23 protein-coding genes are annotated in these 25096 nt (G+C 72.1%); 1 reads left to right on the top strand and 22 read right to left on the bottom strand.

Annotated features, from left to right (window positions below):
* Positions 1–10: 10 nt before the first annotated feature.
* The 7 genes from H9I49_RS09290 to rplS form a co-directional block, all read right to left on the bottom strand.
* Positions 11–1573, bottom strand: coding sequence for a YifB family Mg chelatase-like AAA ATPase (locus tag H9I49_RS09290; protein ID WP_188030065.1), 1563 nt, complete (start codon positions 1571–1573; stop codon positions 11–13).
* On the bottom strand, positions 1573–1938 hold the full coding sequence (locus H9I49_RS09295; RefSeq protein WP_188030066.1) for a YraN family protein: 366 nt from the start codon (positions 1936–1938) through the stop codon (positions 1573–1575). The genes H9I49_RS09290 and H9I49_RS09295 overlap by 1 nt, the downstream gene beginning before the upstream one ends.
* A gap of 114 nt (positions 1939–2052) precedes the next feature.
* Positions 2053–2373, bottom strand: a complete 321-nt coding sequence (locus H9I49_RS09300; protein ID WP_030146655.1) for a DUF2469 domain-containing protein — start codon at positions 2371–2373, stop codon at positions 2053–2055.
* Positions 2370–3140, bottom strand: coding sequence for a ribonuclease HII (locus tag H9I49_RS09305; RefSeq protein ID WP_188030067.1), 771 nt, complete (start codon positions 3138–3140; stop codon positions 2370–2372). The genes H9I49_RS09300 and H9I49_RS09305 overlap by 4 nt, the downstream gene beginning before the upstream one ends.
* A 17-nt stretch (positions 3141–3157) precedes the next feature.
* The gene (gene lepB, locus H9I49_RS09310; RefSeq protein WP_188030068.1) at positions 3158–4051 is read right to left on the bottom strand and encodes a signal peptidase I; all 894 of its coding nucleotides are present in this window, start codon (positions 4049–4051) and stop codon (positions 3158–3160) included.
* Positions 4051–4797: a signal peptidase I gene (gene lepB / locus H9I49_RS09315; RefSeq protein ID WP_188030069.1), complete on the bottom strand. Its 747-nt coding sequence runs from the start codon at positions 4795–4797 to the stop codon at positions 4051–4053. Before lepB (H9I49_RS09315) ends, lepB (H9I49_RS09310) begins: the two co-directional genes overlap by 1 nt.
* A gap of 42 nt (positions 4798–4839) precedes the next feature.
* The gene (gene rplS / locus H9I49_RS09320; protein WP_188030070.1) at positions 4840–5214 is read right to left on the bottom strand and encodes a 50S ribosomal protein L19; all 375 of its coding nucleotides are present in this window, start codon (positions 5212–5214) and stop codon (positions 4840–4842) included.
* A gap of 229 nt (positions 5215–5443) precedes the next feature.
* Between rplS and H9I49_RS09325 the strand changes: the two genes are divergently transcribed.
* A complete protein-coding gene (locus H9I49_RS09325; protein WP_188030071.1) occupies positions 5444–6202 on the top strand; it encodes an ABC transporter permease in 759 nt (252 codons plus the stop codon).
* Positions 6203–6208: 6 nt separating this feature from the next.
* On the opposite strand, the gene trmD is transcribed toward H9I49_RS09325, so the two are convergent.
* From trmD to smc, 15 genes are all read right to left on the bottom strand, one after another.
* A complete protein-coding gene (trmD, locus tag H9I49_RS09330) occupies positions 6209–7393 on the bottom strand; it encodes a tRNA (guanosine(37)-N1)-methyltransferase TrmD (RefSeq protein ID WP_188030441.1) in 1185 nt (394 codons plus the stop codon).
* A 23-nt stretch (positions 7394–7416) separates the two neighbouring features.
* The gene (rimM, locus tag H9I49_RS09335; RefSeq protein ID WP_188030072.1) at positions 7417–7944 is read right to left on the bottom strand and encodes a ribosome maturation factor RimM; all 528 of its coding nucleotides are present in this window, start codon (positions 7942–7944) and stop codon (positions 7417–7419) included.
* A 128-nt stretch (positions 7945–8072) separates the two neighbouring features.
* The gene (locus tag H9I49_RS09340) at positions 8073–8315 is read right to left on the bottom strand and encodes an RNA-binding protein (RefSeq protein ID WP_142184219.1); all 243 of its coding nucleotides are present in this window, start codon (positions 8313–8315) and stop codon (positions 8073–8075) included.
* A gap of 2 nt (positions 8316–8317) precedes the next feature.
* On the bottom strand, positions 8318–8791 hold the full coding sequence (rpsP, locus tag H9I49_RS09345; RefSeq protein WP_188030073.1) for a 30S ribosomal protein S16: 474 nt from the start codon (positions 8789–8791) through the stop codon (positions 8318–8320).
* A gap of 196 nt (positions 8792–8987) precedes the next feature.
* On the bottom strand, positions 8988–9872 hold the full coding sequence (locus H9I49_RS09350) for a GNAT family N-acetyltransferase (protein ID WP_370587501.1): 885 nt from the start codon (positions 9870–9872) through the stop codon (positions 8988–8990).
* Positions 9873–9924: 52 nt separating this feature from the next.
* The gene (locus tag H9I49_RS09355) at positions 9925–11013 is read right to left on the bottom strand and encodes an amidohydrolase family protein (protein WP_188030075.1); all 1089 of its coding nucleotides are present in this window, start codon (positions 11011–11013) and stop codon (positions 9925–9927) included.
* Between the two features lie 37 nt (positions 11014–11050).
* Positions 11051–11932 (bottom strand): alpha/beta fold hydrolase, encoded by an 882-nt coding sequence (locus H9I49_RS09360; RefSeq protein WP_188030076.1) that lies wholly within the window; start codon positions 11930–11932, stop codon positions 11051–11053.
* Between the two features lie 83 nt (positions 11933–12015).
* Positions 12016–12990 (bottom strand): S1C family serine protease, encoded by a 975-nt coding sequence (locus tag H9I49_RS09365; protein WP_255523799.1) that lies wholly within the window; start codon positions 12988–12990, stop codon positions 12016–12018.
* A 121-nt stretch (positions 12991–13111) separates the two neighbouring features.
* Entirely contained in the window at positions 13112–14749 is a 1638-nt protein-coding gene (gene ffh / locus H9I49_RS09370) for a signal recognition particle protein (RefSeq protein ID WP_188030077.1), read from the bottom strand.
* Between the two features lie 160 nt (positions 14750–14909).
* Positions 14910–17273 (bottom strand): [protein-PII] uridylyltransferase, encoded by a 2364-nt coding sequence (locus tag H9I49_RS09375; protein WP_188030078.1) that lies wholly within the window; start codon positions 17271–17273, stop codon positions 14910–14912.
* A 75-nt stretch (positions 17274–17348) separates the two neighbouring features.
* Positions 17349–17687 carry a P-II family nitrogen regulator gene (locus H9I49_RS09380; RefSeq protein WP_188030079.1) on the bottom strand — a complete coding sequence of 113 codons (339 nt, stop codon included), beginning with the start codon at positions 17685–17687 and terminating at the stop codon, positions 17349–17351.
* On the bottom strand, positions 17684–19093 hold the full coding sequence (locus H9I49_RS09385; RefSeq protein ID WP_188030080.1) for an ammonium transporter: 1410 nt from the start codon (positions 19091–19093) through the stop codon (positions 17684–17686). Before H9I49_RS09385 ends, H9I49_RS09380 begins: the two co-directional genes overlap by 4 nt.
* Positions 19094–19343: 250 nt before the next feature.
* Positions 19344–20555, bottom strand: coding sequence for a signal recognition particle-docking protein FtsY (gene ftsY, locus H9I49_RS09390; RefSeq protein ID WP_188030081.1), 1212 nt, complete (start codon positions 20553–20555; stop codon positions 19344–19346).
* 101 nt (positions 20556–20656) lie between these two features.
* The gene (locus H9I49_RS09395; RefSeq protein ID WP_255523800.1) at positions 20657–20833 is read right to left on the bottom strand and encodes a hypothetical protein; all 177 of its coding nucleotides are present in this window, start codon (positions 20831–20833) and stop codon (positions 20657–20659) included.
* A gap of 139 nt (positions 20834–20972) precedes the next feature.
* The gene (smc, locus tag H9I49_RS09400) at positions 20973–24551 is read right to left on the bottom strand and encodes a chromosome segregation protein SMC (protein WP_188030083.1); all 3579 of its coding nucleotides are present in this window, start codon (positions 24549–24551) and stop codon (positions 20973–20975) included.
* Positions 24552–25096: the final 545 nt, after the last annotated feature.

The raw sequence follows: 25096 nt of genomic DNA on the forward strand, positions 1-25096 counted from the left end.
ACTCGATCGCTCACGCGGCCACCCCCGCACGGTGACGCAGCGACAAGGCGAGGTCGACCTCCTCGCGTCCGGGTCTCTGGAGCCCCATGAGGTCGGCGATGGTCCAGGCGCAGCGCAACGTGCGGTCGTAGCCGCGCAGGGTGACGGCGCTGGTCTCGAGCGACCGGTCGAGTGTCGTCGTCGCCGAGGCGGGCAGCCGCCATGGTCGGCCTCGCAGTACCGAGCCCGGCACGTCGGCGTTGACCCCACGGCGGCGCTCGAGCACCTCACGCCAGCGCTCCCCCTGCGCCGCACGGGCAGCTGCGACCCGTGCAGCGACGGAGGCGGTCGTCTCTCCGGCGGACGCGCCCGCCATGGACAGCCCGGGAGGTTGCACATGCACCTGGAGGTCGACCCGGTCGAGCAGCGGGCCGCTCAGCTTGCCGAAGTAGGAGCGCCGCATCATCGGCGTGCACGTGCAGTCGAGCCCCTTGCCCCACCCGTTGCCGCACGGGCAGGGGTTCGCGGCGAGGACGAGCTGGAAGCGGGACGGGAACGTCACCGTCTCCTGTGCGCGGGCTATGGAGACGAGGCCGCGCTCGAGTGGCGTGCGCAGCGACTGGAGCACGCCCTTGTCGAACTCGGGGGTCTCGTCGAGGAAGAGGACACCGCGGTGGGCCTGCGTGATGGCGCCCGGACGGATGCGGCCCGAGCCGCCCCCGATGACCGCGGCCTGCGAGGCGCCGTGGTGCGGCGCGACGAACGGCGGGTGCGTGATGAGCCGGACGTCGTCACCCGACCCGAGCGCGCCGAGCACCGAGTGGATGGCGGTGACCTCCATCGACTCGGCTTCGTCGAGCGGGGGCAGCAGTCCCGGCAACCGCTCGGCGAGCATCGTCTTGCCCGCGCCCGGCGGGCCCGCGAGCAGGAGGTGGTGTCCTCCGGCTGCTGCGATCTCCAGGGCTAGCTTGGCGTCCGCCTGGCCGACGACCTCGCTGAGGTCTCGGGCCTGCTCGGGCGGAGCCGGCTCGTGGAGCGGCACGCGCACCTCGTCGACCGGACGGCCGTTGCCGAGCGTGTCGTAGCGACGGACCAGCTCGGTCACCTCGGCCACGGGGTGCACCCGCACACCGGCGACGAGCCGCGCCTCGCCCGCGTTGGCGACGGGTACGACGACGTGCCGCACTCCCGCGAGTGCCGCAGCATGGACGAGCGGCAGCACGCCGGGCACCGGACGTACCGTGCCGTCGAGCCCGACCTCGCCGATGTGGACGACGTCTCGCACGACGTGACCGGGGATGTGCTCCATCGCGGCCGCAACCGCCACGAAGATGCCCAGGTCGAAGCCCGTGCCGATCTTGCGCTCGCCCGCCGGCGACAGGTTCACCGTGACGCGGCGCTGGCTCACGACCATCTTCTCGATGAGCGCCGCTGCTGCCTTGATCCGGTCGGACGACTGCTTGACGGCCGAGTCCCCGAGCCCGCTGATCGCGAAGCCCGGCAACCCGCTCGTCACGTGCGCCTCCACCTCGACGACGAACCCGTTGACGCCGCGGAGCCCGACCGAGCGCGTGCGCCCCAGCCCGACACCCATCAGCACACCCCGCGCAGGTGCTCGAGCCGGGCCCGGCCGGACCGTGGCCGCAGGATCGAGATGACGTCGATCCGCAGGGCGAGACCGCGCGCGGACTCGGTGTGCTCGTCGCGCCACAGCCCGGCGAGGCGCCGCAGCCGGCGCTGCTTCCTCCACGTCACGGCCTCGAACGGTGCCCCGAAGGCCTCGGTCGTGCGGGTCTTCACCTCGCAGACGACGAGGTCGCTGCCGTCGCGGGCGACGACGTCGATCTCACCGCGCACGCACCGCCAGTTGCGGTCGAGGATCGTCAGCCCCTCGGCGGCGAGGTACCGGCACGCGAGGCGTTCGCCGTAGTCGCCGAGGGCGCGGGTGGAGAGGTCCATAGCGGCCACCCTCCCGGCGCCGCCCCGGGGACGACAGGCCCCGGCGCGAGGCTGTGGACGGCATACGTCCTCGGTCAGGGGATGTGGACGACGGTGGCCGGGAACCCCACGGGCTCAGGAGAAGTCGCCGCTCTCCGGCAGCTTGATGTCGGGCTTGGGCAGCTCCTCGACGTTGACGTCCTTGAACGTCACGACCCGAACGTTCTTGACGAAGCGGGCCGGCCGGTAGATGTCCCACACCCACGCGTCGGCCATCGTCACGTCGAAGAAGACCTCACCACCGTCGCTGCGCACCTTCACGTCCACCGAGTTCGCGAGGTAGAAGCGCCGCTCGGTCTCGACGACATGGGTGAAGAGGCCGACGACGTCGCGGTACTCCTTGTAGAGCTGGAGCTCCATCTCGGTCTCGTACTTCTCGAGATCTTCCGAACTCACCTGATCGCCGTCCCTGTCTGCTCTGCCGTGATGGCCACCGGAGCGAACGTCTCCGTCCCCTCATTCAACACCTCGACCGGTGTGTCGGAGTACACGCCGGGCAGACGCCACGAACGCCGGTGCAGCTCGCACGGCCCGAGCCGTGCCAGCGCATCCATGTGCTCGGGAGCCGAGTACCCCTTGTTGAGCGACCAGCCGTATGCCGGGTGCTCCTCCGACAGCGCCACCATGAGCCCGTCGCGCTCCACCTTCGCCAGCACGCTCGCCGCCGCCACCGACGAGCACTTCAGGTCGGCCTTGATCATCGTCGTGACCGGCGGTGTCGTCGGCGCGGCCTCGTCGGCGAAGGCCAGCAGCCCCACTTCGGAGGGCGCCGTGAGCCAGTCGTGGTTGCCGTCGAGGATGACGAGGTCGGGCACGACGCCGAGCGCGTCGAGGGCGCGCTTGCCCGCGAGGCGCAGTGCCGCCATGATGCCGATCTCGTCGATCTCGTCCGCGCTCGCGTGCCCCACGGCGTAGGCGACCGCCCACCGCTGGATACGTGGCACGAGGCCGCGGCGGGCCCGCTCGGTGAGCAGCTTGGAGTCCTTGACGCCGATCGGGGCCGACCGCACCTGCTCGTCGATGACGACGACGCCGACGCTGACGGGCCCGGCGAGCGCGCCGCGGCCGACCTCATCCATGCCGGCGAGCAGCCGGTGCCCCGAGCGCTGCAGGGCACGCTCGACCCTCAGCGAGGGCTTCTTGGACGGGGCGGTACGAGGCACGGGCACTCCGGGTGGCTTCAGCTCGCGACCTTGGTCGTCGAGGCGCTCGGCTTGCCGCCCGGTGCCGGGTTGAGCGTGGACTTGCCGGTGGGCCGGGTGCTGGGCGTCGTCGGCGAGGGCACCTCGGCGAAGGTCCGCTCGGGCACGCCGAGCCACGTCACGTGGTCGATCGGCCACACGACGAAGAGCGCCCGACCGACGATCTTGTCCATCGGCACCGACCCGGTGGCGCCCGTGCCGTCGTCGTGCCACCGGCTGTCGGAGGAGTCGGAGCGGTGGTCGCCCATCACCCAGACGCGTCCGGCCGGCACGACGATGTCGAACTTCTTGCCCTCGCTCGGCGCGTCGCCCGGCTTGACGTACGGCTCGGTGATCTCGACGCCGTTGACCTTGATCTCGCCCGAGTCGCCATCGGCCTCGACGTGGTCACCGGGCAGCCCGATGACCCGCTTGATGAGGTGGTTCTCGGAGTCCTCGGGGAGCAGGCCGACGAACACGAGCGCGTCGTGGAACGGCCCGCCGACGGTGCTCCTCACCCCACCGGCACCGCCGAGCCAGGGGCTGGGCACACCGGGGTCCTCGAAGACGACGACGTCACCGCGCTTGAGGTCGAAGGGCCCGGGCGTCAGCTTGCTCACGATGACGCGGTCGTCGCGCACGAGGGTGTTCTCCATCGAGCCCGACGGGATGTAGAAGGCCTGGAAGAGCCAGGTCTTGACGATGAACGAGAGCGCCATCGCGAGGACGACGACGATGACCAGCTCCTTGATCCCGGCGAGGAGCGTGGCCCCGAAGCCGCGGGGCTCGTCCTCGAAGTCCTCGTCGAGGTCGTCGAACTCGTCGGGCTCGTCGGTGTCGTCAGCAGGGCGCCCGCGCGTCGGGTCCTCGGGGCGTCCGGTGTACTGCGACATCACTCACCATTTCGTGGGGCGGGGGCAACGTGTCCTGGGTCGACCGGTCCGAGCCGATCGAGCGGCCAGTATCGCACCCAGACCTTGCCGATGATGTCCCGCCCGGGCACCATGCCGCCACCCGGCTCGCCGAGGTGGGCGCGGGAGTCGGCGGAGGCCCCGCGGTTGTCGCCCATGACCCAGAACCGGTCGGCCGGGACGGTCACGTCGAAGGTCGTGGCGCTCGGCCGCTGGCCTGCGGCCAGGTAGGGCTCGGTCACGGCGACGCCGTTGACCTCGAGCCGTCCGTCCGGTGCGCAGCAGCGCACGTGGTCGCCGGGCAGACCGATGACCCGCTTGACGTAGTCGGTCGGCTGCCCCTTGCCCGCCAGGCTCTCGACGGCCTCGGTGATCGTCTGGAGGACCCCACGCTCGGGCACGTCGAGGTTGAACGCCTCCGAGGCGTCGAACACGACGATGTCGCCGCGCCGGAGCTCGTCGGGCGACGTCGTGCGGTCGACGAGGATCCGGTCGCCGACGAGCAGGGTGTCCTGCATCGACTCGCTCGGGATGCCGAACGGCGTGACGAAGAAGGCTCGCACCACGACGATCCCGAGCAGGAAGAGCGCCGGCCCGAGCAGCCAACGATGCCGGCGTGCCGCGGCGTACGCCGAGGACGGGCGGGCCGACGACGACGAAGGCGCGGTGGACCCCGGCTCTGGGGGCGTCCCGGACGTCGTGTCCGGGACGGCCCGCTCGGGGTCCACCGCGCCTCGCGTGGTCAGACGGATGTCTGCGTCAGCAGGTCGTCAGCTCTTCGAGTCGGCCTTGGCCGGCACCGTCTCGCGCTTCTCGCGGATCTTGGCCGCCTTGCCGCGCAGGCCACGCAGGTAGTAGAGCTTCGCGCGACGCACGTCACCGCGGGTGACGACCTCGATCTTGTCGATGATCGGGGTGTGCAGCGGGAAGGTGCGCTCGACGCCGACACCGAAGGAGATCTTGCGGACGGTGAAGGTCTCGCCGACACCACCGCCGTGGCGACGGATGACGACGCCCTGGAAGACCTGGACACGCGAGCGCGTGCCCTCGATGACCTTGACGTGGACCTTGAGCGTGTCACCCGCGCGGAACTCGGGGATGTCCGAGCGCAGCGACGCGGCGTTGATCTCGTCGAACGTGTGCATGATGCTTCGCTTTCCTAGGCGCCACAGGCCACCTCGTCACAGATGTGGGTCACGTCCGTCGGGCCGCGTGGGCCACCGGGAGGACTGCTGTCCCGAGATGGTGACCCGACTCCCCCTGTGGCAGGGGCCGTCGTGTAGCGGACGCAAGGAGCAAGTCTGCCAGAGCACACGGCATACCTGAAATCGGCGACAGCCGAAGAACGGGGCCGAGGGGCCTAGCGTGGCCCCCGTGGACGTCTCCCCCGGCTGGCCCGTCGGCCTGTGCCTCGTCATCCTGCTCGCCATCACCGTCGTCGCGAACCGCCTCGGCGGCATCGGTCTCGGGCGGCAGTCGGTGGTCGCCGGCGGGCGCGCGATCCTGCAGCTCTCGCTCGTGGCGCTGGTGATAACCGCGGTCGTCGGCTCGCTGTGGCTCTCGTTCGTCGCGGTGGTCGTCATGTTCGCCATGGCGGTCGCGACCACGTCGAAGCGCGTCGGGGCCCCGCGCATGTGGCCGTGGGCAGCGGCAGCGATGGCCTGCGGCGTGGTGCCCGTCGTCGGCATCGTCCTCGCGACGGGAGCCGTGCCCCTGACCGGGGTCGCCGTCATCCCCGTCGCGGGCATCGTCATCGGCAACACCATGACCGTCCACACGCTCGTCGGCCGACGCACCTTCGCGGCGCTGCGCGAGGAGCACGGGCAGTACGAGGCGTCGCTCTCGCTCGGCCTGACCTCGGACCAGGCGATCGACGAGATCATCGCTCGTCGAGTGCCCGAGGGCATCGTCCCCAGCCTCGACCAGGTGCGTACGTCAGGTCTCGTCACCCTGCCCGGGGCCTTCATCGGCGTCATGCTCGGCGGCGGGAGCGCCGTCCAGGCGGCGACAGCACAGGTGCTCGTGCTCTTCGCGATCATGGCGACGCAGTCGATCACCGCAGGCGTCCAGGCTGCGCTGATCCGCCGGCGCAGCCTGCTCCCCGACGACCTCGGTGTCGCTCTCGTGTCGTGACGCCGGTCAGCGGTGGCGGCGCTTGACGAGGGTGACCGCCCCGGGGATCGGCGCGGGTGCGTCGACGAGGCGGTAGCCGGCCTTCTTGTACATCCGGAGGTTGTCGGCGCTCTTCGCCCCCGTGTTGAGCGAGAACGTCCGTATGCCGTCCGGCGCGGTCGCCTCGGCGTGCTCGAGGAGGCGTCGGCCGAGTCCGCGACCCTGCAGGTCGGGGGCGACGCAGAGCCGGCCGATGAACCAGTCGTCGTCGTGGCGCGAGGTGCGGACGGCACCGACGAGGCGGCCGGCACTGCGGGCGACCCACGTCTGCGTCGTGTCGAGGCTCGCCCGCACGTCGTCGAGGCTCTCGCGCAGCGCCGGGATGTCGAGGGTGTCGTTGGCCACCGCCTCCTGCACCCAGCAGGCCCGCATGAGCACGTGCAGCTCGGGCACGTCACCGGGCGTCGCGGCGGCGATCTCGACAGCGGTGCCGGCGAGGGAGGCGTGCGAGGCATGGAGCAGGTCGGGTCGACGCGCGGCCGTGCGGGCGAGTCGCTGCTCGAGGCGCCATGCCGCGATGGCGGCGTGGTTGCCCGACAGGAGGACCTCCGGCACGTCGCGGCCGTTCCACGTGCGCGGCTTCGTGTAGATGGGGTACTCGAGGAGGCCGTCCTCGTGCGACTCCTCGACGAGGGACTCGGCGTTGCCGATGACGCCGGGCACGAGCCGGCCGACGGCCTCGACCATCGCGAGGACGGCGACCTCACCGCCGTTGAGGACGTAGTCGCCGAGGCTGACCACCGAGACCTCGAGTCCGAGCTCCTCGCGCGCATGCTCGTAGACACGCTCGTCGATGCCCTCGTAGCGGCCGCACGCGAACGCGAGCCACGGCTCCTGCGCGAGCTCTCGCGCGAGCGCCTGCGTGAACGGCTGCCCGCCCGGCCCCGGGACGATGAGGTGCGGCCTGGCCCCGGACGGGTTGTCCAGTGCGAGAACGTGGTCGAGCGCCTCGGACCACGGCTGCGGCTTCATGACCATGCCCGCTCCCCCGCCGTACGGGGTGTCGTCGACGGTGCGGTGCCGGTCGTGGGTGAAGTCGCGCAGGTCGTGGACGCGCACGTCGAGCAGGCCGTCCTCGCGTGCCTTGCCGATGAGTGAGAGGTCGAGGGGGGCGAGGTAGTCGGGGAAGATCGAGACGACATCGAGCCGCATGGCCCGACCCGGGTCGGGCACGGTCACTCGGTGCCCTCGCGGTAGAGGTCGAACAGCCCGGGCGGCGGGTCGACGACGACGTGGTCGTCGGCGACGGTGGGCACGATCCGCTTGACGAACGGCACATAGGCCGTGACGCCGTCGGTGAGCGTGATGACGAGGCGGTCCTGCGCGGGACCGATCTCGAGACCGCTCACGGTGCCGAGCAGCTCGCCGCTGGTGTCGCGCACCTCGAGCCCGACGAGGTCCTCCTCGTAGAAGGCCTCCTCCTCCACCTGAGGCGCCGACTCGGGCAGCACGAGACGCGTGCCGCGCAGGCCCTCGGCGCCGGTGCGGTCGGGGATCTCCTCGAAGGTGAGCAGCCAGATGCCGCGGTGCACCCGCGTCGAGGCGATGGTGAGGGCCTTGGGGACGCCGGAGCCGGACTCGGCCTCGGTCTCGATGACGGTGCCGACCGCGAAGCGCGTCTCGGGGTCGTCCGTGTGCAGCTGGACCGTGACCTCTCCCCGCAGACCGTGGGGCTTGCCGATGCGCGCGAGGACGACGTTCATGAGCCGAATCCTCTCAGGTTTCGCGACGCCCGCGGGACCGCCATCCGGGACGGGGTCGGGGACGCGAGAGGGGCGCCCCGGCCGGAACCGGGACGCCCCTCTCGAGGACTCCGACGAGTCGGTGGCGCTCAGCGCACGCGGTCGGTGTCGACGATGTCGACGCGCACGTTGTTGTTGCCGGCGAGGGCCCCCACGACGGTGCGCAGGGCGCTTGCCGTGCGGCCGGAGCGGCCGATGACGCGTCCGAGGTCATCGGGGTGGACCCGGACCTCGAGCAGCTCACCGCGGCGCAGCTCCTTGCGACGCACGACGACGTCCTCGTCGTGGTCGACGATGCCCTTGACGAGGTGCTCGAGCGCCTCCTCGAGCATGCTCAGGACTCGTTCTTCTCGGCGTCGGAGGACTCCGCGGGAGCCTCGGTCGCCTCTTCGGCGGCCTTGGGCTCGTCAGCCTTGGCCTCCTCGGCCTTGGGGGCCTCGGCCTTCTTGGCAGCCTTCTTGCGCGGCGTGGGGCCGTCGGTGCCGGCGTCGCTCTTGCCACCGGCGGCGGCGACAGCAGCCTCGTAGAGGTCCTTCTTCGGCGTCTTCGGCTCCTTGGTCTGGAGCTTGCCCTCGTCGACGATCTTGATGAGGGCGGCGACGGCCTCGGTCGGCTGGGCGCCCTGGCTCAGCCAGTACTTCGCGCGCTCGAGGTCGAGGTCGATGAGCGACGGCTGCTCGGTGGGGTGGTACTTGCCGATCTCCTCGATGGCACGGCCATCGCGCTTGGTGCGCGAGTCCATGACGACGACGCGGTAGAACGGGGCACGGATCTTGCCCATGCGCTTCAGACGGATCTTGACGGCCACTGTGGCGGTCTCCTCAATCGGGTAGTGAGCGCGGCAAGACCGGCCATGAACCAGCCGGGGAGCCGACGCTCGTGTGTAGGCGTCCGGTCCAGCCGAGAGGGGCCGGACGGGTACAGCCCTCCATTCTGCCAGACCCGAGGGGATGCTCAGGACACGTCCCCGACCGCGACGTCTACGCGGGACGTCAGGCGCGTGCTCAGGGGTGCGGCGTCGCTGAGGCGTGCGCCGCACGGACGGCGAGCGCGTGGCGCACGACCTCCTGCTTGGGGACGTCGTAGGCCGCGTCGAGGACGGGCACTGCCGATGGGTCGAAGCCCGCGCGGGCCAGACCCATGCGCACCTCTGGGCCGGTCAGACGGCTCTCCACGACGCCGCCCACGGGCGACGCGCGCAGCAGCTCGAAGAGCGTCGCCGGGCTCTCGACCGTCGACGAGGAGTAGAGCGGGATGCCCAGCTCGGCGGCCACCGCCGCAGCCAGGCTCGTGCCGCCGTAGCCGCCCGCGCCCGAGACGACGCACGCGATGCGCCGGTGGCCGTGGGCCCGGTAGGGCGCCGCGGGCCAGTCGGTCGAGAGCATCGTGAAGCGCTCGTGGTCGCGCCAGGCGCGTCGCCCGTCGGGCCCGGGCAGGTGCAGGAAATGGCGCGAGAAGCCCTCGTGGACGAAGCCGAGCGAGCGGACGAGCCCGGCCGAGCGGTGGTTGGACGGCTGGATGTTGGCCTCGACGCGGTGCAGTCCCATGCCGAGCGGCGGGTCGGCGAACACGAGGTCGAGCGTGAGGGACAGCCCCTCCGAGAAGAGGCCGCGGCCGGCATACGGGTCATAGGAGTCGTAGCCGACGGTCGCGCTGCGGAAGGCACCCTCGACGACGTTCGCGACGTTGATGCGGCCGACGAGGCCGTGCGAGCCCTCACGGTCACGGGCGTGCACCATGAACGTGCGGTACGTCGGGCCCTGGTTCTCCAGGACGATCGGCAGGTTGTGCGGGTTGGGCATCGCGAAGTCGGCGAGCCGCCGCTCCGAGAGGGTCACCGCCTCGGCGTATGCCGCCGCGTCGCCGGCGGTGGGCGGGCGCACCTCCACGCGATCGCCTACCGCGGTCAACGGCGTACCGGCGGGTCCGGCGGCGCCCAGGTCACCGGACAACGCGGCCCCGCAGGACGATGCCGAGCGGGTCGGCGACGGCGGCGACGTCGTCGCGCGGGTCGGACGCGTAGACGACGAGGTCGGCGTCCTCCCCCTCGACGATGCCGGGCCGGCCCAGCCACTCGCGCGCGCCCCAGGTCGCGGCGGAGACGACCTCGACGTTGCTGAGTCCGGCCTTCGTCAGCTCGACCATCTCCTGCGCGACAAGACCGTGCGGGAGGCTTCCGCCGGCATCGGTGCCGACGTAGATCGCGACGCCGGCCTCGTGGGCCGCGCCGATCGTGGCGTACCGCCGCTCGTGGAGGTCCATCATGTGCCGGTGGTAACCGGGGAACCTCTCACGGGCCGGGGCCGCGAAGGCCGGGAACTGGGCGATGTTGACGAGGGTCGGCACGATCGCGATGCCCTGGGCCGCGAAGGTGTCGATGGAGTCCTCGCGCAGGCCCGTGGCGTGCTCGATGCAGTCGATGCCGGCGGCCGCGAGATCGCGCAGCGACTCCTCGCCGAAGCAGTGCGCCGTGACGCGGACGCCTTCCTCGTGCGCCGCCGCGACCGCGTCGGCGACGACCTCCCGAGACCAGCTCGGCGCGAGGTCGCCCACGTCGCGGTCGATCCAGTCGCCGACCAGCTTCACCCAGCCGTCGCCGCGGTGTGCCTCGAGCCGGACGTGGCGGACGAGCTCGTCCTCCTCCACCTCGTGCGCGTAGTTGCGCAGGTAGCGGCGGGTGCGGGCGATGTGGCGCCCGGCGCGGATGATCTTCGGCAGGTCCTCGCGCTCGTCGACCCATCGCGTGTCGCCCGGCTGTCCCGCGTCGCGGATGAGGAGCGTGCCGTGGTCGCGGTCGGTGACCGCCTGCCGCTCGGCCTCCTCGCGCGGCACCTCGCCGTGCGGTCCGAGCCCGACGTGGCAGTGGGCGTCCACGAGACCGGGCAGCACCCACCCCTCGAGGGTCTGGACGTCCGATCGGTCGGCGGGTGGCGTGAACGAGATGCGTCCCCCTACGACCCACAGCTCGTCGACGACCTCGTCGCGCCCGACGAGCACGCGGCCGCGGACATGGAGCACCGGTGCACTCATGGCACCGACCCTAACCTCCGACCTGCGATCGCCGTTCTCAGGCTGCGGCCAGTCGGAGCGTCGTGAGGATCTCGGTCCAGTGCGGCATCAGGGTCGCGAGGTGGCCGGCACCCTCGCGCACGACGAGGGTCGGCCGGGCGAGCCGGTCGCGGAGCCACCACCCGTGCTGGAGCGGCACGAGCTGGTCGCGCTCGCCGTACCAGAGCCACACCGGCGCCCGCACCGACGACAGCTCGAAGTCCCAGCCCGCCGAGAAGGCCAGCGAGTCGCGGGAAGCGCCCCGGAAGGTCGGCACCGCGTCACGCAGGTCGCTCGCCCAAGGCTCGAGCATCTCCGGTGGGAACGCGGATCGCTCGGCGTCGGGCGCCATCGCCGAGAACCCGTCGACGACCTCGGCGTCGCTCGTGCCGGGCGAGGTGTCCGGTGGCGGCCCGAACTGCTCGTCGTTGAGCGCCACCGCCGCCGCGATCTCACCCGCCCGGGCGAGGCGTACGGCCGGGTCGTCGGCGACCCGCGGGTCGAGCTCGGCGAGCGGCCCGACGCCCGCGACGACGCCCACGGCGCGGACACGGTCGGGGGCGAGCGCCGCGGTGGCGAGCGCGTAGGGCCCGCCACCCGACGCGCCGAGCGTCGCGAAGGAGTCGGCACCGAGCAGGTCGGCGAGCTCGAGGGCGTCTCGGGCGACGCTGGTCAGCGTCGTGACGGCGTCGCTCGAGGCTCCGTAACCGGGTCGGGAGAACGCGACGAGGCGCACGCCGGCACGACGAGCGGCGCCGTCGCCGAGCGCCGCCTGGAGCCGACCTGCGGGCGTGCCGTGGAAGTACACGACCGTCGTGCCGTCCGGGTCACCGCCCATCCACGTGTCGAGGCGTCGGCCGTCTGCGAGCTCGTGCCAGCCGAGCCCCTTGCTCGTGATCACGTCACCGAGCGTATTCCCGCACGGGCCCACGTGACCCGGACGCCGACCGGCTCTCGAGATCAGCTGAACGCTCGGGTCGCCCGTCAGCCGCGAAGGAGGCGGGGCACCGCGAAGACGTCGACAAGGGCGGATCCCCGCAGCACGGTGACCTCCATCGTGCGCCCGATCGCCTCGTCGAGCAGGATCCGCTGGAGCGACTGGGCGTCCGACAGCGGCATGCCGTCCGCGGCGACGACGACATCGCCCCGCATGAGGCCGGCCTGTTCGGCCGGGCTGCCGGAGACGACCTGGGCGATGCGCAGCGCGGTGCGCCGGCCGAGGCGCGCCGCGACCTCGTCGGACACGGGCACGGGCGCGGTCACGAGGCCGAGGTAGGCGCGGCGGACGTGGCCGTCCTCGACGAGGGACTCGATGATGTGCCTGGTCGTCGCGTTGATCGGTACCGCGAGGCCGAGCCCGACCCCCGCGACGGCCGTGTTGATGCCGACGACACGTGATCGCGAGTCGGCGAGCGCCCCACCGGAGTTGCCCGGGTTGAGGGTGGCGTCCGTCTGGATGACGTCTTCGACGAGGCGGGTCACGGTCCCCGACCGGGTCGGCAACGACCGCCCGAGCGCGCTGACGACTCCTGCGGTGACGCTGCCCTCGAGCCCGAGCGGGTTCCCGATGGCGACCACGACGTGCCCGACCTTCAGCCGGTCGGCGTCGCGGAACTCAGGCGGGGGCGGGATGGGCTCCTCGGCGCGAACCACGGCGAGGTCCGAGAGCGGGTCCGCGCCGACGAGGTGGACCCGCACCGAGGTGCCGTCCGAGAAGTGGGCGGTGCCCCGGTCGACGCCCTCGACGACGTGGGAGTTGGTCAGGAGCAACCCTTCGGCGGTGAGGGTGACGGCCGAGCCCCCGCCCTCGACCGTTCCGGCCCGTCCCGCGCGGCTGACCCGCAGGCTGGCGACGAGCGGGATGAGGCGCTCGGCGACCGAGCTCACGGCACGGGAGTAGGCGTCGAGGACGTCGTCGGCGCGCGGCTCGTCGGCCGACGGCATCTGGAAGCGGGCCATCGGACCTCCTCGCGGTCCCGGGCCGCCCACGACAGGCAGCCTCAGCGTTGACAGCGAACGGCGTCCGACCGGCATTCCCGACGGGCCGTCGGGTTCGCCGGAGGCGAACAAGGCAGAGGCGTCAGCGACCGCCGCCGAGGAACTTCTCGAAGCCCTTGGGCAGGTTGGAGGGGTCGAAGCCGGCCATGGGGTCCTCGTCCGAGGCGGGCGCCGAGCCGTTGCCGCTCCCGGGCACGCCGAACGCGTTCTGCGCCGAGGCCGCACGACCCGCCGCTGCCTTCTCGGCGGCCGCGCGCTCCTCCGCGGCCCGCTTGGCGGGGTTGCCGCTCTTGCTCTTCTTGCGCTGCGGCTGCTGCTTGGCGCGCTTGCCCGTGCCTGGGATACCGGGCATGCCGGGCAGGCCACCGCCACCACCGCGCGCGAGCGACTTCATCATCTTCTGTGCCTGGCCGAACCGCTCGAGCAGCTGGTTGACGTCCATGACGGTGACGCCGGAGCCCTTGGCGATGCGGGCCCGGCGCGAGCCGTTGATCTGCTTCGGGTGCGTTCGCTCGAACGGGGTCATGGAGCGCACCATCGCCTCGACCCGGTCGAACTCGCGGTCGTCGAAGGCATCGAGCTGGTCGCGCATCCCCTGCATGCCCGGCATCATCTTGAGCATCGACTTCAGGGAGCCCATCTTCTTGATGGCGCTCATCTGCTGGAGGAAGTCCTCGAAGGTGAAGTCCTCCTCCGCCAGGAACTTGCGCGCCATCTCGTCGGCCTGGCGCTTGTCGAACGCCTTCTCGGCCTGCTCGATGAGGGTGAGCACGTCACCCATGTCGAGGATCCGGCTGGCCATGCGGTCGGGGTGGAAGACCTCGAAGTCGGTGACCTTCTCACCCGTCGAGGCGAACATGATCGGCTCGCCGGTGATCTCGGCGACCGACAGGGCGGCACCACCGCGGGCGTCGCCGTCGAGCTTCGAGAGCACCACACCGGTGAACGCGACGCCGTCGTGGAAGGCCTGTGCGGTCTCGACCGCGGCCTGGCCGATCATCGCGTCGATGACGAAGAGCACCTCGTCGGGCTGGATCGCCGAACGGATGTCGGACGCCTGCTGCATGAGGTTCGTGTCGACGGCGAGCCGGCCTGCGGTGTCGACGATGACGACGTCGTACTGCTTGGCACGAGCCTGCTCGATGCCCATCCGCGAGACTGCGACAGGGTCGCCGAACGAGCGGGTGCCCTCGCCGGAGTCGAGCACGGCGTCGTGCCCGCCCATGTTGCCGCGCTCGGGCGCGAACACCGGTATGCCGGCGCGCTCGCCGACGACCTCGAGCTGGGTGACGGCGTTGGGGCGCTGGAGGTCGGCCGCGACGAGGATCGGCGTGTGGCCCTGGTCCTTCAGCCACCTGCCGAGCTTGCCGGCGAAGGTCGTCTTTCCGGAGCCCTGCAGGCCCGCGAGCATGATGACGGTCGGCGGCTGCTTCGCCAGGACGAGCTGACGCGTCTGCCCGCCGAGGATCGCGACGAGCTCCTCCTGCACGATCTTGACGACCTGCTGGGCGGGGTTGAGGGCCTGGCTGACCTCGGCACCGAGGGCGCGCTCGCGCACCTTGCCGGTGAAGCGCTTGACGACGGGCAGCGCGACGTCCGCGTCGAGCAGGGCGAGCCGGATGTCGCGGATCGTCGCGTTGACGTCGGACTCCGTGAGCCGGCCCTTGCCGCGGAGGTTCTTGAACGTTGCGGTCAACCGGTCAGACAGGGATGCAAACACCCGGCAAGGCTATCCGCTCCGCGGCGTGGGGCCGACCGGGCGCCGTCCGCCGGGCACCGACCTCCCGGCCGATCGGGTCAACCGACCGGACGCTCGCCCGTGCCCACGCTCACGCAGGCCCGGCGGACCGGCCGGTTCCGGTCGGTTGACCCGCCTGCGGTCAGGCGCCGTCGCAGGTGTCGATGATCATCGCCACGGCCTGGGCGGCGCGCGCCGGCGCGAGCTGCCCGCCGCCGAACTCCGTCACGTAGAACGTGTCGAGGGTCTGGCCGGCATACGTCGCGATGTGCGCCGACCGGACCGACAGCGACGCCCGGGCGAGCGTGATCCCGATGTCCTGGAGCAGCCCGGGCCGGTCCGTGGCCCGCACTTCGATGACGGTGGCCGTGTCCGATGCGCTGCTGATGACCATGGCGCGCGTCGAGTCGACGGAGCCGGATCCGGGGCTTCGGACGCCGGCCGACTTGCGCCGCTGCAGCTTGCCGAGCGGCGACCGGTCGCCGCTCGCGACCCTGGTGAGGTCGCGGGAGATGACCTCGGGCAGCGGCGTCTCGTTGCCCGGTGAGTCGACCCACCACTCGTTGACGGCCACGCCGTCGACGGTGCGCACGATGGCCGAGCGAACGACGAAGCCGTGCGCGGCGAGCAGGCCGGCCGTGTCGGCGAAGAGGCCGGCGCGGTCGCGGTCGATGATGTCGACCCGGTGTGCCCCACCGAGCGACGTGACGGTGACGTACGGCTCCCCCGAGGCGACGCGGTCCAGCGCGTCGTCCGAGAGCGGAAGCAGCTCGATCGGCTCCACCACGAGTGGGCCCTCCTCTTCGGTCCGGTCGGCGAGTGCCGCCCGACAGGCGTCGTAGAGGCGAGTGACGAGACCGGCTCGCCAGTCGCTCCAGGCCTTCGGGCCGGCGGCTGACGCGTCCGCCTCGGTGAGGGCGCGCAACAGGTCGAGCGTCGTCGCCGAGCCGTCGACGGCCTCCGAGAGGGCGGCGATGGTCGCCGGGTCCTCGGGGTCGCGTCGGGTGGCGAGGTCGACCAGGGTCAGGTGTTCGCGCACGAGTCGTACGACGGTGCGACGGTCGGCGTCGCTGACGCCCATCCGCAGCAGGGCGACGTCGGCGAGGTCGGCGCCGGTCACCGAGTGGTCCTGCGATCCCGGCACCTTGCCGATGTCGTGGAACACCGCTGCCAGCATGAGCAGGTCGGGGCGGGCGACGTCGCGGACCATTCCGCTCGCCGCGACGACCGTCTCGACGAGGTGGCGGTCGACCGTGTGGCGGTGTACGGCGTTTCGCTGCGGACGGCTGCGCACGGCCTTCCACTCGGGGATCCACCGTTCGATGACACCCGCGAGGTCGAGGCCCTCCCACACCGTGACGAGGCCTGGTCCGGCGGCGAGCAGGTCGGCGAAGAGGTTGCGGGCCACCTCGGGCCACGGTTCGGGCAGCGGGGGCGCTTGCGCCGCAAGGTTTTTCAATGTCGTCGGAGACAGGGGTATGCCGCCCCGCGCCGCAACGACCGCCGCACGGAGCGGCGTGACCGGGTCGGATGACAGGTCGGCCGAGGGCCCGAGGACCGCCTCGCCGTCGTGCCGGTAGAGGCCGTAGCCGAGCGGCGAGAGCTGCGGGCGGCGCGGGCCGACGCGCAGCGTCCTCGCGCGCTGGGACTGCATGGCCCGGCGCAGGGTGCCGTCGACGGCATACGCGATGGTGCGGGCCGACGTCGACAGGTCGGTGAGCAGGTCGTCGGCGTCGGTGTAGCCGAGCAGCGCCGCGCACGCGTCCTGGTCGTCGCGCGTCAACCGGTCCCGGCCACGGCCGGTGACGACGTGGATGGCGTCACGCACGTCGAGGATCCGCTCGTATGCCTGGTCGACCTCTCCGTGCGGACGGTCGGTGAGCCAGGCGGCCGTGAGGGCCCGCAGCACCGACATGTCGCGCAGCCCGCCGTGGGCCTCCTTGAGGTCCGGTTCGATGAGGTGGGCGAGGTCGCCCTGCCGCGCGTGGCGGGAGACGACCGACTCCTGCATCTCGCCGAGGCGCGTGCGGGCGTTGGCCCGCCAGTCGTGCGCGACCGTCGAACGGGCGGCGTTGACGACGTCGGCGTCACCCGCCACGTGCGTCAGGTCGAGCAGGCCGACCGCCGCCGAGAGGTCGTCGGACGCGACGGCGCGGCAGTCGGCAACGGTGCGCACGCTGTGGTCGAGCCGCACGCCGGCGTCCCAGACCGGGTACCAGAGCTTGTCGGCGAAGGCCCCGACCTCCTTGCCCGACAGGCCTCGTGGGTGGTGCACGAGGACGAGGTCGTAGTCGCTGAGCGGCCCACCGTCACCGCGCGCGAGCGAGCCGACGGCGGCGAGCGCGACACCCTCGTGCCGCCTCCCCGCGCAGGCGTCGCGCCAGAGCTCCTGGAGCCACCCGAACCCGAACTCCGCGAGCGCCCGGCGGCGGGTCTGGCCCGCGCCGGGCGTCGCGAAGGTTCGGGTGCCGGCGAGGTCCAGACGTCGTGAGGTCACATCCGTCATGTCAGGTCTCGCCGTCCCCTTGAGTTGCGTGTGTTGTGTGGTGCTGTGCTGCGAGCGGTCGGTGCCGGTCGGTGCTCAGAGAGCCTCGACGCCGCGCTCGCCGGTGCGGACCCGCACCACCTCGTCGACCGGGACGGACCAGATCTTGCCGTCGCCGATCCGGCCGGTCTGGGCGGCCTTGAGGATGACCTCGACGACGTCCGAGGCGTCCACGTCGTCGACGAGGACCTCGAGGCGGACCTTCGGCACGAAGTCGACGGTGTACTCGGCGCCGCGGTAGACCTCGCTGTGGCCGCGCTGGCGGCCGTAGCCGCTGGCCTCGCTGATGGTCATGCCGGCCACGCCGAAGGCCTCGAGGGCCTCCTTCACCTCGTCGAGCTGGTGGGGCTTGATGATGGCGGTGATGAGCTTCATGCGTTGGCTCCTTCGACCTGCGCAGCGGTGACGGCGGGACGCGTGGTGCGGCCGCCGGAGGCGGGGAACCCACCGATCTCGTACCCGGACTCGGCGTGGATGGCCTGGTCGATGCCCTCGGACTCCTCGTCCTCGCTGATCCTCCAGCCGAGGGTGGCCTTGAGGGCCAGCGCGATGACGTAGGTCAGGACGAAGGAGAGCACGAGCGAGATGACGGCGATGAGGATCTGCAGGACGGTCTGCTGCCAGCCGCCGCCGTAGAACAGGCCGGTGGACGTGGCGAGCAGGCCGGCGCCCACGGTGCCCCAGAGTCCGGCGACGAGGTGCACGCCGACGACGTCGAGCGAGTCGTCGTAGCCGAACTTGTACTTGAGGCCGACGGCCACGGCGGAGAGAGCACCGGCGACGACACCGAGGATGATCGAGCCGACCGGCGACAGCGCACCACAGGCGGGGGTGATCGCGACGAGGCCGGCGACGATGCCGGACGCGGCACCGAGCGAGGTCGCGTGACCGTCGCGGACCTTCTCCACGATGAGCCAGCCGATGGCGGCGGCGCACGTGGCGACCGTGGTGTTGAGCCACACGGACGAGGCGACGCCGTCAGCGGCGAGCTCCGAGCCGGCGTTGAAGCCGAACCAGCCGAACCACAGCAGGCCGGCGCCGATCATGACCAGCGGCAGGTTGTGCGGACGCATGGCGACCTTGGCGAAGCCGAGACGCTTGCCGACGACGAGCGCGAGGGCGAGGCCCGCCGCACCGGCGTTGATGTGCACGACCGTGCCACCGGCGAAGTCGATGGGGGCGAAGGTGGCCTTGCCGTCCGTCAGGCCGAACAGGGCCGCGGAGAGGCCGCCGTCGACGTTCGAGAGGAGGCCGCCGCCCCACACCATGTGGGCGATCGGGAAGTAGACGAGCGTGACCCAGATGACCGCGAAGGTGATCCAGGTGCCGAACTTGACGCGGTCGGCGATGGCGCCGCTGATGAGGGCGACCGTGATGACCGCGAAGGTCAGCTGGAAGCCGACGTAGATGTACTCGGGGATCCAGACGCCGACACCGAACGGGTCGATCAGGCGCGCGCCGTCGTCACCCGTGAGCTGGCCGAGGCCGAAGAGGTGGAAGGGGTTCGCGAAGATGCCCGCGATGTCGCTGGTGCCCTCCTGGAGGTTGCCGAACGACATCGAGTAGCCCCAGAGCACGTAGACGATGCCGACGACCGCCATGGCGCCGAACGACATCATCATCATGTTGAGGACGGACTTGCTGCGGGTCATGCCGCCGTAGAAGAGCGCGAGACCCGGCGTCATCAGGAGGACCATCGAGGACGCGATGAGCATGAATGCGGTCGCGGCTTCGTTGATCACTGGTGGTTCTGCCGCGAAGGGCATCAGTGCTGTTGTCATGCGCAGGAGTCTGGGGACGGGCCGTTTCACCTGACGGCTCCGTTTGTTACAGCCATGTCAACAACCTCAGGGCGGTGTTAGCGGATGGTTTCGGCCACCGGGGCGGTCCGGATCGTGGGACGGCGCGCTCGTGCTGCCGCGCCGCCGGTGCCGCCGGTGCCGCCGGTGCACGTATGCCGTCCGGCTGAGCCGGACGGCATACGCGGTGGTTCTGGGGCGCGGTGGTGCTGGGGCGCGACGGCGCCGGAGGTCACATGACGATGGCGTCGACGAAGGCCTCGGGGTCGAAGGGGGCGAGGTCGTCCGGGCCCTCGCCGAGACCGACGAGCTTGACCGGCACGCCGAGCTGGCGCTGGACGGCCACGACGATGCCACCCTTGGCGGTGCCGTCGAGCTTGGTGAGCACGATGCCCGTGACGTCGACGGCCTCGGAGAAGACCTTGGCCTGCTGGAGGCCGTTCTGGCCGGTCGTCGCGTCCAGCACGAGCAGCACCTCGTCGATCTCGCTCTGCTTCTCGATGACGCGCTTGACCTTGCCGAGCTCGTCCATGAGGCCGACCTTGTTGTGGAGGCGTCCGGCCGTGTCGATGATGACGACGTCGACCTCCTCCTCGATGCCGGCCTTGACCGCGTCGAACGCGACGGCGGCGGGGTCGGCGCCGTCCTTGTGCGAGCGCACGGTGGCGACGCCGACGCGAGCGCCCCAGGTCTCGAGCTGGTCGGCCGCGGCCGCCCGGAAGGTGTCGGCGGCGCCGAGCAGCACCTCGCGGTCCTCGGCGACGAGCACCCGGGCGAGCTTGCCCACGGTCGTCGTCTTGCCGGTGCCGTTGACGCCGACGACGAGGATGACGGCGGGGCGGTCGCCGACGCGGCTGCTCGCGATGCGTCGGTCCATGCCGGGCTGGACGAGCGCGAGAAGGTCCTCACGGAGCCAGTCGCGCACGGTGGCCTCGTCGGTCGTGCCGTCGACCTTGACCCTGGTGCGGAGCGACTCGACGAGCTCGGTGGTGGCCTCGACGCCGAGGTCGGAGCTGATGAGGGTGTCCTCGACCTCTTCCCAGGCCTCCTCGTCGAGGCGGCCCCGCGAGAGGAGCGCCAGCAGGCCCTGGCCGATGGTGGAGTTGGAGCGGGCGAGACGCGCCCGCAGTCGCTGGAGACGTCCGCGGGCCGACTCGGGGCGCTCGACGGCCGGCTCCGGTGGCACCGTCGGAGCGGGTGGCGCGGGCGCCTCCTCGACCTCGGCGGGGGCGCCGGGTGTGGCCGGTGGCGTGACGGTCTCGGTCGACTCGGTCGGTGGGCGGCGGTCGAGGTCCTCGGCAGGCAGCCCCGGCGCGGCGCGCGGCGCCTCGCGCTCCAGGGTGCGGCCACGGCCGCGCACGAGGCTGACCCCGTAGGCGACCGCGCCGGCGAGGATGGCGACGCCGATGACGACATAGATCAAGACGGTGTCCACGTCAGCCATCCAACCACGGCCTGCGAGGGCGACCGTCGCGTGCCGGACACGGCTCAGCCACCGGCGCGGGCCGGTGGCTGACGGGTGTGGGCAGGAGGCCGGGCGCGGGTCTAGTGCGTGCGCGGTCGGCGCAGGGCGCTCGAGCGACGCCGTGCCGACCGGGCCACCCCTTCCCCCTTGGTGGTGAGCAGGTCTCGGCCGCCGCGATGCGCGGGCACCGCCACGACGCCGACGACCGCGACACCGAGCACGGTGACGACGAGCATCGAGATGACCAGAAGAAGCATGTGACAAGAGTGACTGATGTGGCCCCTGTTACGCAAATACCACAGTGTGACGATTTGGCAACCCCAACAGGCCACCCTCCCTCGCCGCGTATGTCGCCGTTTCGCGCGCTCCGGCTGGGAGCGCGCGAATCGGGGGCGGTCAGGCGGGCTGGTCGGCGACGTCGCGCAGGCGCTGCGACACGACGGTCGTCACGCCGTCACCGCGCATGCTGACGCCGTAGAGGGCGTCCGCGATCTCCATCGTCTTCTTCTGGTGCGTGATGACGATGAGCTGCGAGCTGTCGCGCAGCTCCTCGAAGAGGGTGATGAGACGCCCGAGGTTGGCGTCGTCGAGGGCGGCCTCGACCTCGTCCATGATGTAGAAGGGCGAGGGGCGCGCCTTGAAGATCGCGACGAGCAGCGCGACCGCGACGAGGGAGCGCTCCCCACCCGAGAGGAGCGAGAGGCGCTTGATCTTCTTGCCCGGCGGGCGCGCCTCGACCTCGAGCCCGGTCGTCAGCATGTTGGACGGATCGGTGAGGACCAGCCGGCCCTCACCGCCGGGGAAGAGCCGCTGGAAGACGCGCTCGAACTGGACCGCTGTGTCCTCGAACGCCTCGGCGAAGACCCGCTCGACGCGCTCGTCGACCTCCCGGACGATGTCGAGCAGGTCGCGCTTGGAGTTCTTGAGGTCCTCGAGCTGCTCGGTGAGGAACTTGTGGCGCTCCTCGAGTGCCGAGAACTCCTCCAGCGCAAGCGGGTTGATGCGTCCGAGCGCGCCGAGCTTGCGCTCGGCCTGGCGCAGCCGCTTCTCCTGTGCCTCGCGCACGAACGGGATGGGCTCGGGCTGCGGCGCATCAGGATCGGCATCGGGGTCGGGCACGGCCGGCACGAGCTGGTGCGGGCCGAACTCCTCGACGAGGTCGGACGGTGAGATCCCCAGCTCCTCGACGGCCTTCGTCTCGAGCTGCTCGATGCGCAGGCGCTGCTGGGCGCGGGCGACCTCGTCGCGGTGCACGCTGTCGGTCAGCTCACGCAGCTCGGCCTGCAGGGCCGAGATGTCGCGGCGCACGACCGCGAGCTCGGCGTCGCGCTCGGTGCGCTCCGCCTCTCCCGCGGCACGCGCCCGCCCGGCCTGCTCGGCGGACTCGGCGAGCAGCGCGTGCGCCCACGTCGCAGCGGTCCGCACCGCCTCGGCGACGGCGGCCTCGCGCTGCCGGCGGGCGCGCTTCTCGGCGAGCCGCTCGCGGGCCTGCTCCTCGTGGCGGGCGCCGCGCTCGAGCGCGTCGGCGCGGTCCTTGAGGGCGCGGGCCCGCTCTTCACGGGTGCGCAGGGCGAGGCGCAGCTCCGTCTCGGCGGCGCGGGCCTCACGGGCCACGGCCTCGAGCCGGTCGCGCTCCTCGGTCGACGGCTCGTCGACGAAGTCGCCCTCGCCGCTCGCAGCCTCGAGCCGTTCGAGGAGGGCGGCGTGCTCGGCCTGGTCGGCTTCGAGGGCGGTCGTCGCGTCGGCGATGGCCTTCTCGGTGCGCTCGACCTCGGCGCGCGCGGCCCGCAGCGTCTGGCCGAGCGAGCCGAGCTTCTCGGCGATGGCCGCCATCCGGGCGTCGCTCTCGTTGAGCCGCTCGAGCGCGGCCTCGACGGAGTCGGCGAGCTCGACACGAGCCGCTTCGGCACCGGCGAGCCGGAAGCGGGCCTCCTCGCCCTCGCGCACGGCCCTGGCCATCGCGTCCTGAGCGTCGTCGAGCGCGGCCTGCAGCTCGATGAGGCTCGGGGCGGCGTTGCTGCCACCGCGCACCGCGCCGGGCGCGTAGACGTCGCCGGAGCGGGTCACAGCAGTGACACCGGCGTGGCGGCGAACGAGTGTCTTGGCGGCTGCCGCGTCGGGCACGAGCGCCACGCGCTCGAGGACCTGGTCGACGGCGGGACGCACGGTGTCGGGGCAGTCGACGACCTCGCGCGCCCACCGGGCATCCCCCGACAGGGCGGGCCACGAGGCATGGTCGACGCGCGTCGCGGACTCGGAGACGAGCAGGCTGGCGCGCCCGGCGTCGTCGTCACGCAGCGCGTCGAGTGCTGCTGCTGCGGCATCGAGCGACCCGACGGCGAGGGCCTCGGCCGCGGACCCGAGGGCCGCGGCGACGGCGTTCTCGAGCCCCGCCTCGACAGTCACGAGGGAGGCGACGGAGCCGAGGATCTCGTGGCCGTCGTCGGCGGCCGCGAGGAGGGCAGCAGCGCCGTCCTTGCGGCGCAGGCTGAGGCCGAGGGCCTCGACTCGGGCAGCGGCCGTCGTCCGGGCACGCTCGGCCTCGGCCTCGGCCTCCTTCCAGCGGGCGAGCTCGGCATCGGCAGCCTCGAGGCGCGCAGCGGCCTCCTCGTAGGCGGTGTCGAGACCCTCCTCGCCCTCCTCGTCCTGGGCGACGCTCGCCTCCAGCCTAGAGAACTCGCGCTCGGCCTCGGTGGCACGGGCCTGGCCCTGCTCGACGGTGCTGCGCAGACGACCGATCTCGGCCTCGCGGGCCTCGATGCGAGAGGCCCTGGCGCCGACCTGGCCGCCGAGCTTGGCCAGTCCCTCACGACGGTCGGCCGCGGCACGCACCTCGCGCTGGAGGCGTGCAGTCTCCTCCGCGTGGCTGCGTTCGGCGTCGGTGCGGGCCAGCACGGCCGCCTCGAGGGCGGCCTTGGCCTCGGCGATCTCCTCGAGCAGGAAGCTCTCCTGCTCACGCACCTCGGCGGCCTGGGCGCGCAGCTGCTCCGGGTCACGGCTCTGGCCGGCGGGCTCGGGCTCGTCGTCCTCGCTGAGCAGGCGTACGCGTTCCGCGGCGAGGGACCGCGTCGCCGCCATCCGCTCGACGAGCCGCCCGAGCGACACGTACTCGTCCTGCGCCTGGCTGAGCGCCGGGCGGGCCGCCTCGGCAGCGGCCTCGAGCGAGGCGAGGCGTTGGGCGAGGTCGGCGATGGCCTCCTCGACCTCGGTGCGGCGCTCGATGAGGGCCGACTCGTCGGCCACCTCCTGCTCGAGCGTCGACGTCAGCTGCACCAGGTCGTCGGCGAGCAGGCGCAGCCGGGCATCGCGCGCGTCGGTCTGTATGACGGCAGCCTTGCGCGCCGTCTCGGCCTGCCGGCCGAGCGGGCCGAGCTGACGGCGGATCTCGCCCGTGAGGTCGTGCACGCGGGTGAGGTTGGCCTCCATCGTCTCGAGCTTGCGCAGCGCACGCTCCTTGCGCTTGCGGTGCTTGAGGACGCCGGCCGCCTCCTCGATGAAGCCGCGCCGCTCCTCGGGGGTCGCGCGCAGCACGGTGTCGAGCTGGCCCTGACCGACGATGACGTGCATCTCGCGGCCGATGCCGCTGTCGGAGAGCAGCTCCTGCACGTCGAGCAGCCGGCACGGGGTGCCGTTGATGGCGTACTCCGACCCGCCGTTGCGGAACATCGTGCGCGCGATCGTGACCTCGGTGTAGTCGATCGGCAGCGCACCGTCGCTGTTGTCGATCGTCAGCGCGACCTCGGCGCGGCCGAGCGGGGCCCGGCCCGAGGTACCGGCGAAGATGACGTCCTCCATCTTGCCGCCGCGGAGCGACTTGGCCCCCTGCTCGCCCATGACCCACGCCAGCGCGTCGACGACGTTGCTCTTGCCGGAGCCGTTGGGGCCCACGATGCACGTGATGCCTGGCTCGAGGCGCAGGTGGGTCGCCGAGGCGAAGGACTTGAAGCCCTTCAGGGTGAGGCTCTTGACATACACGAACGTGGGGTTCCTTTGGTGTCCTGCCGGCGACGATCCCGGTCAGCGTACTAGCCGAGGGCCGACACCCCGGGGAGGCGAGCGCGGGCCGGGTCGGGCGGCATACGGCCCTCGGGTGGCGGGCGTGAGCACGGTCGACCACCTCGTGATCGCCGCACCGGATCTCGCCGGGGGCGCCTCGCATCGGGACCGGCCCTCGTCCACTGGGTCGTGCGCGTCAGCTCCCTCGACGGGGAGCCGGACGTCGTGGAGCTGCGTCGTGGGAGCAACGAGTGGCCCTCACGGTCCCACCAGATGGCCGTATGCCGCAGGGCGGCCTCGCGCCCTCGCGCATCCACTGGCGCACCCCGCATCCGCCGCCCCTGCTGCCCGACAGGGGGATCCGGCTGCTGGAGCTTCGACTCACGACACCCGGCACCGGGGCCCTGCGCCCACTCCTCAGCGGTGTCGGCAGGGCCGTGACGGTCACCGAGGGGCGGCCCGGATGTCCGCGACCTTCCGCACCTCGTCAGGCGAGGTGACCCTCGGCGGCCCTACAGTCATCG

Source organism: Terrabacter sp. MAHUQ-38, assembly GCF_014518425.1.
Taxonomy (GTDB): domain Bacteria; phylum Actinomycetota; class Actinomycetes; order Actinomycetales; family Dermatophilaceae; genus Terrabacter.

What these genes read in the sequence shown, in the direction of transcription:
- H9I49_RS09290 (WP_188030065.1), bottom strand. Translation starts at nt 1,573, where the DNA reads ATGGGTGTCGGGCTGGGGCGCACGCGCTCGGTCGGGCTCCGCGGCGTC.
- H9I49_RS09295 (WP_188030066.1), bottom strand. Translation starts at nt 1,938, where the DNA reads ATGGACCTCTCCACCCGCGCCCTCGGCGACTACGGCGAACGCCTCGCG.
- lepB (WP_188030068.1), bottom strand. Translation starts at nt 4,051, where the DNA reads ATGTCGCAGTACACCGGACGCCCCGAGGACCCGACGCGCGGGCGCCCT.
- rplS (WP_188030070.1), bottom strand. Translation starts at nt 5,214, where the DNA reads ATGCACACGTTCGACGAGATCAACGCCGCGTCGCTGCGCTCGGACATC.
- trmD (WP_188030441.1), bottom strand. Translation starts at nt 7,393, where the DNA reads ATGCGGCTCGATGTCGTCTCGATCTTCCCCGACTACCTCGCCCCCCTC.
- rimM (WP_188030072.1), bottom strand. Translation starts at nt 7,944, where the DNA reads ATGAACGTCGTCCTCGCGCGCATCGGCAAGCCCCACGGTCTGCGGGGA.
- H9I49_RS09340 (WP_142184219.1), bottom strand. Translation starts at nt 8,315, where the DNA reads ATGCTCGAGGAGGCGCTCGAGCACCTCGTCAAGGGCATCGTCGACCAC.
- H9I49_RS09355 (WP_188030075.1), bottom strand. Translation starts at nt 11,013, where the DNA reads ATGAGTGCACCGGTGCTCCATGTCCGCGGCCGCGTGCTCGTCGGGCGC.
- H9I49_RS09365 (WP_255523799.1), bottom strand. Translation starts at nt 12,990, where the DNA reads ATGGCCCGCTTCCAGATGCCGTCGGCCGACGAGCCGCGCGCCGACGAC.
- H9I49_RS09375 (WP_188030078.1), bottom strand. Translation starts at nt 17,273, where the DNA reads ATGACGGATGTGACCTCACGACGTCTGGACCTCGCCGGCACCCGAACC.
- H9I49_RS09380 (WP_188030079.1), bottom strand. Translation starts at nt 17,687, where the DNA reads ATGAAGCTCATCACCGCCATCATCAAGCCCCACCAGCTCGACGAGGTG.
- H9I49_RS09385 (WP_188030080.1), bottom strand. Translation starts at nt 19,093, where the DNA reads ATGACAACAGCACTGATGCCCTTCGCGGCAGAACCACCAGTGATCAAC.
- ftsY (WP_188030081.1), bottom strand. Translation starts at nt 20,555, where the DNA reads ATGGCTGACGTGGACACCGTCTTGATCTATGTCGTCATCGGCGTCGCC.
- H9I49_RS09395 (WP_255523800.1), bottom strand. Translation starts at nt 20,833, where the DNA reads ATGCTTCTTCTGGTCATCTCGATGCTCGTCGTCACCGTGCTCGGTGTC.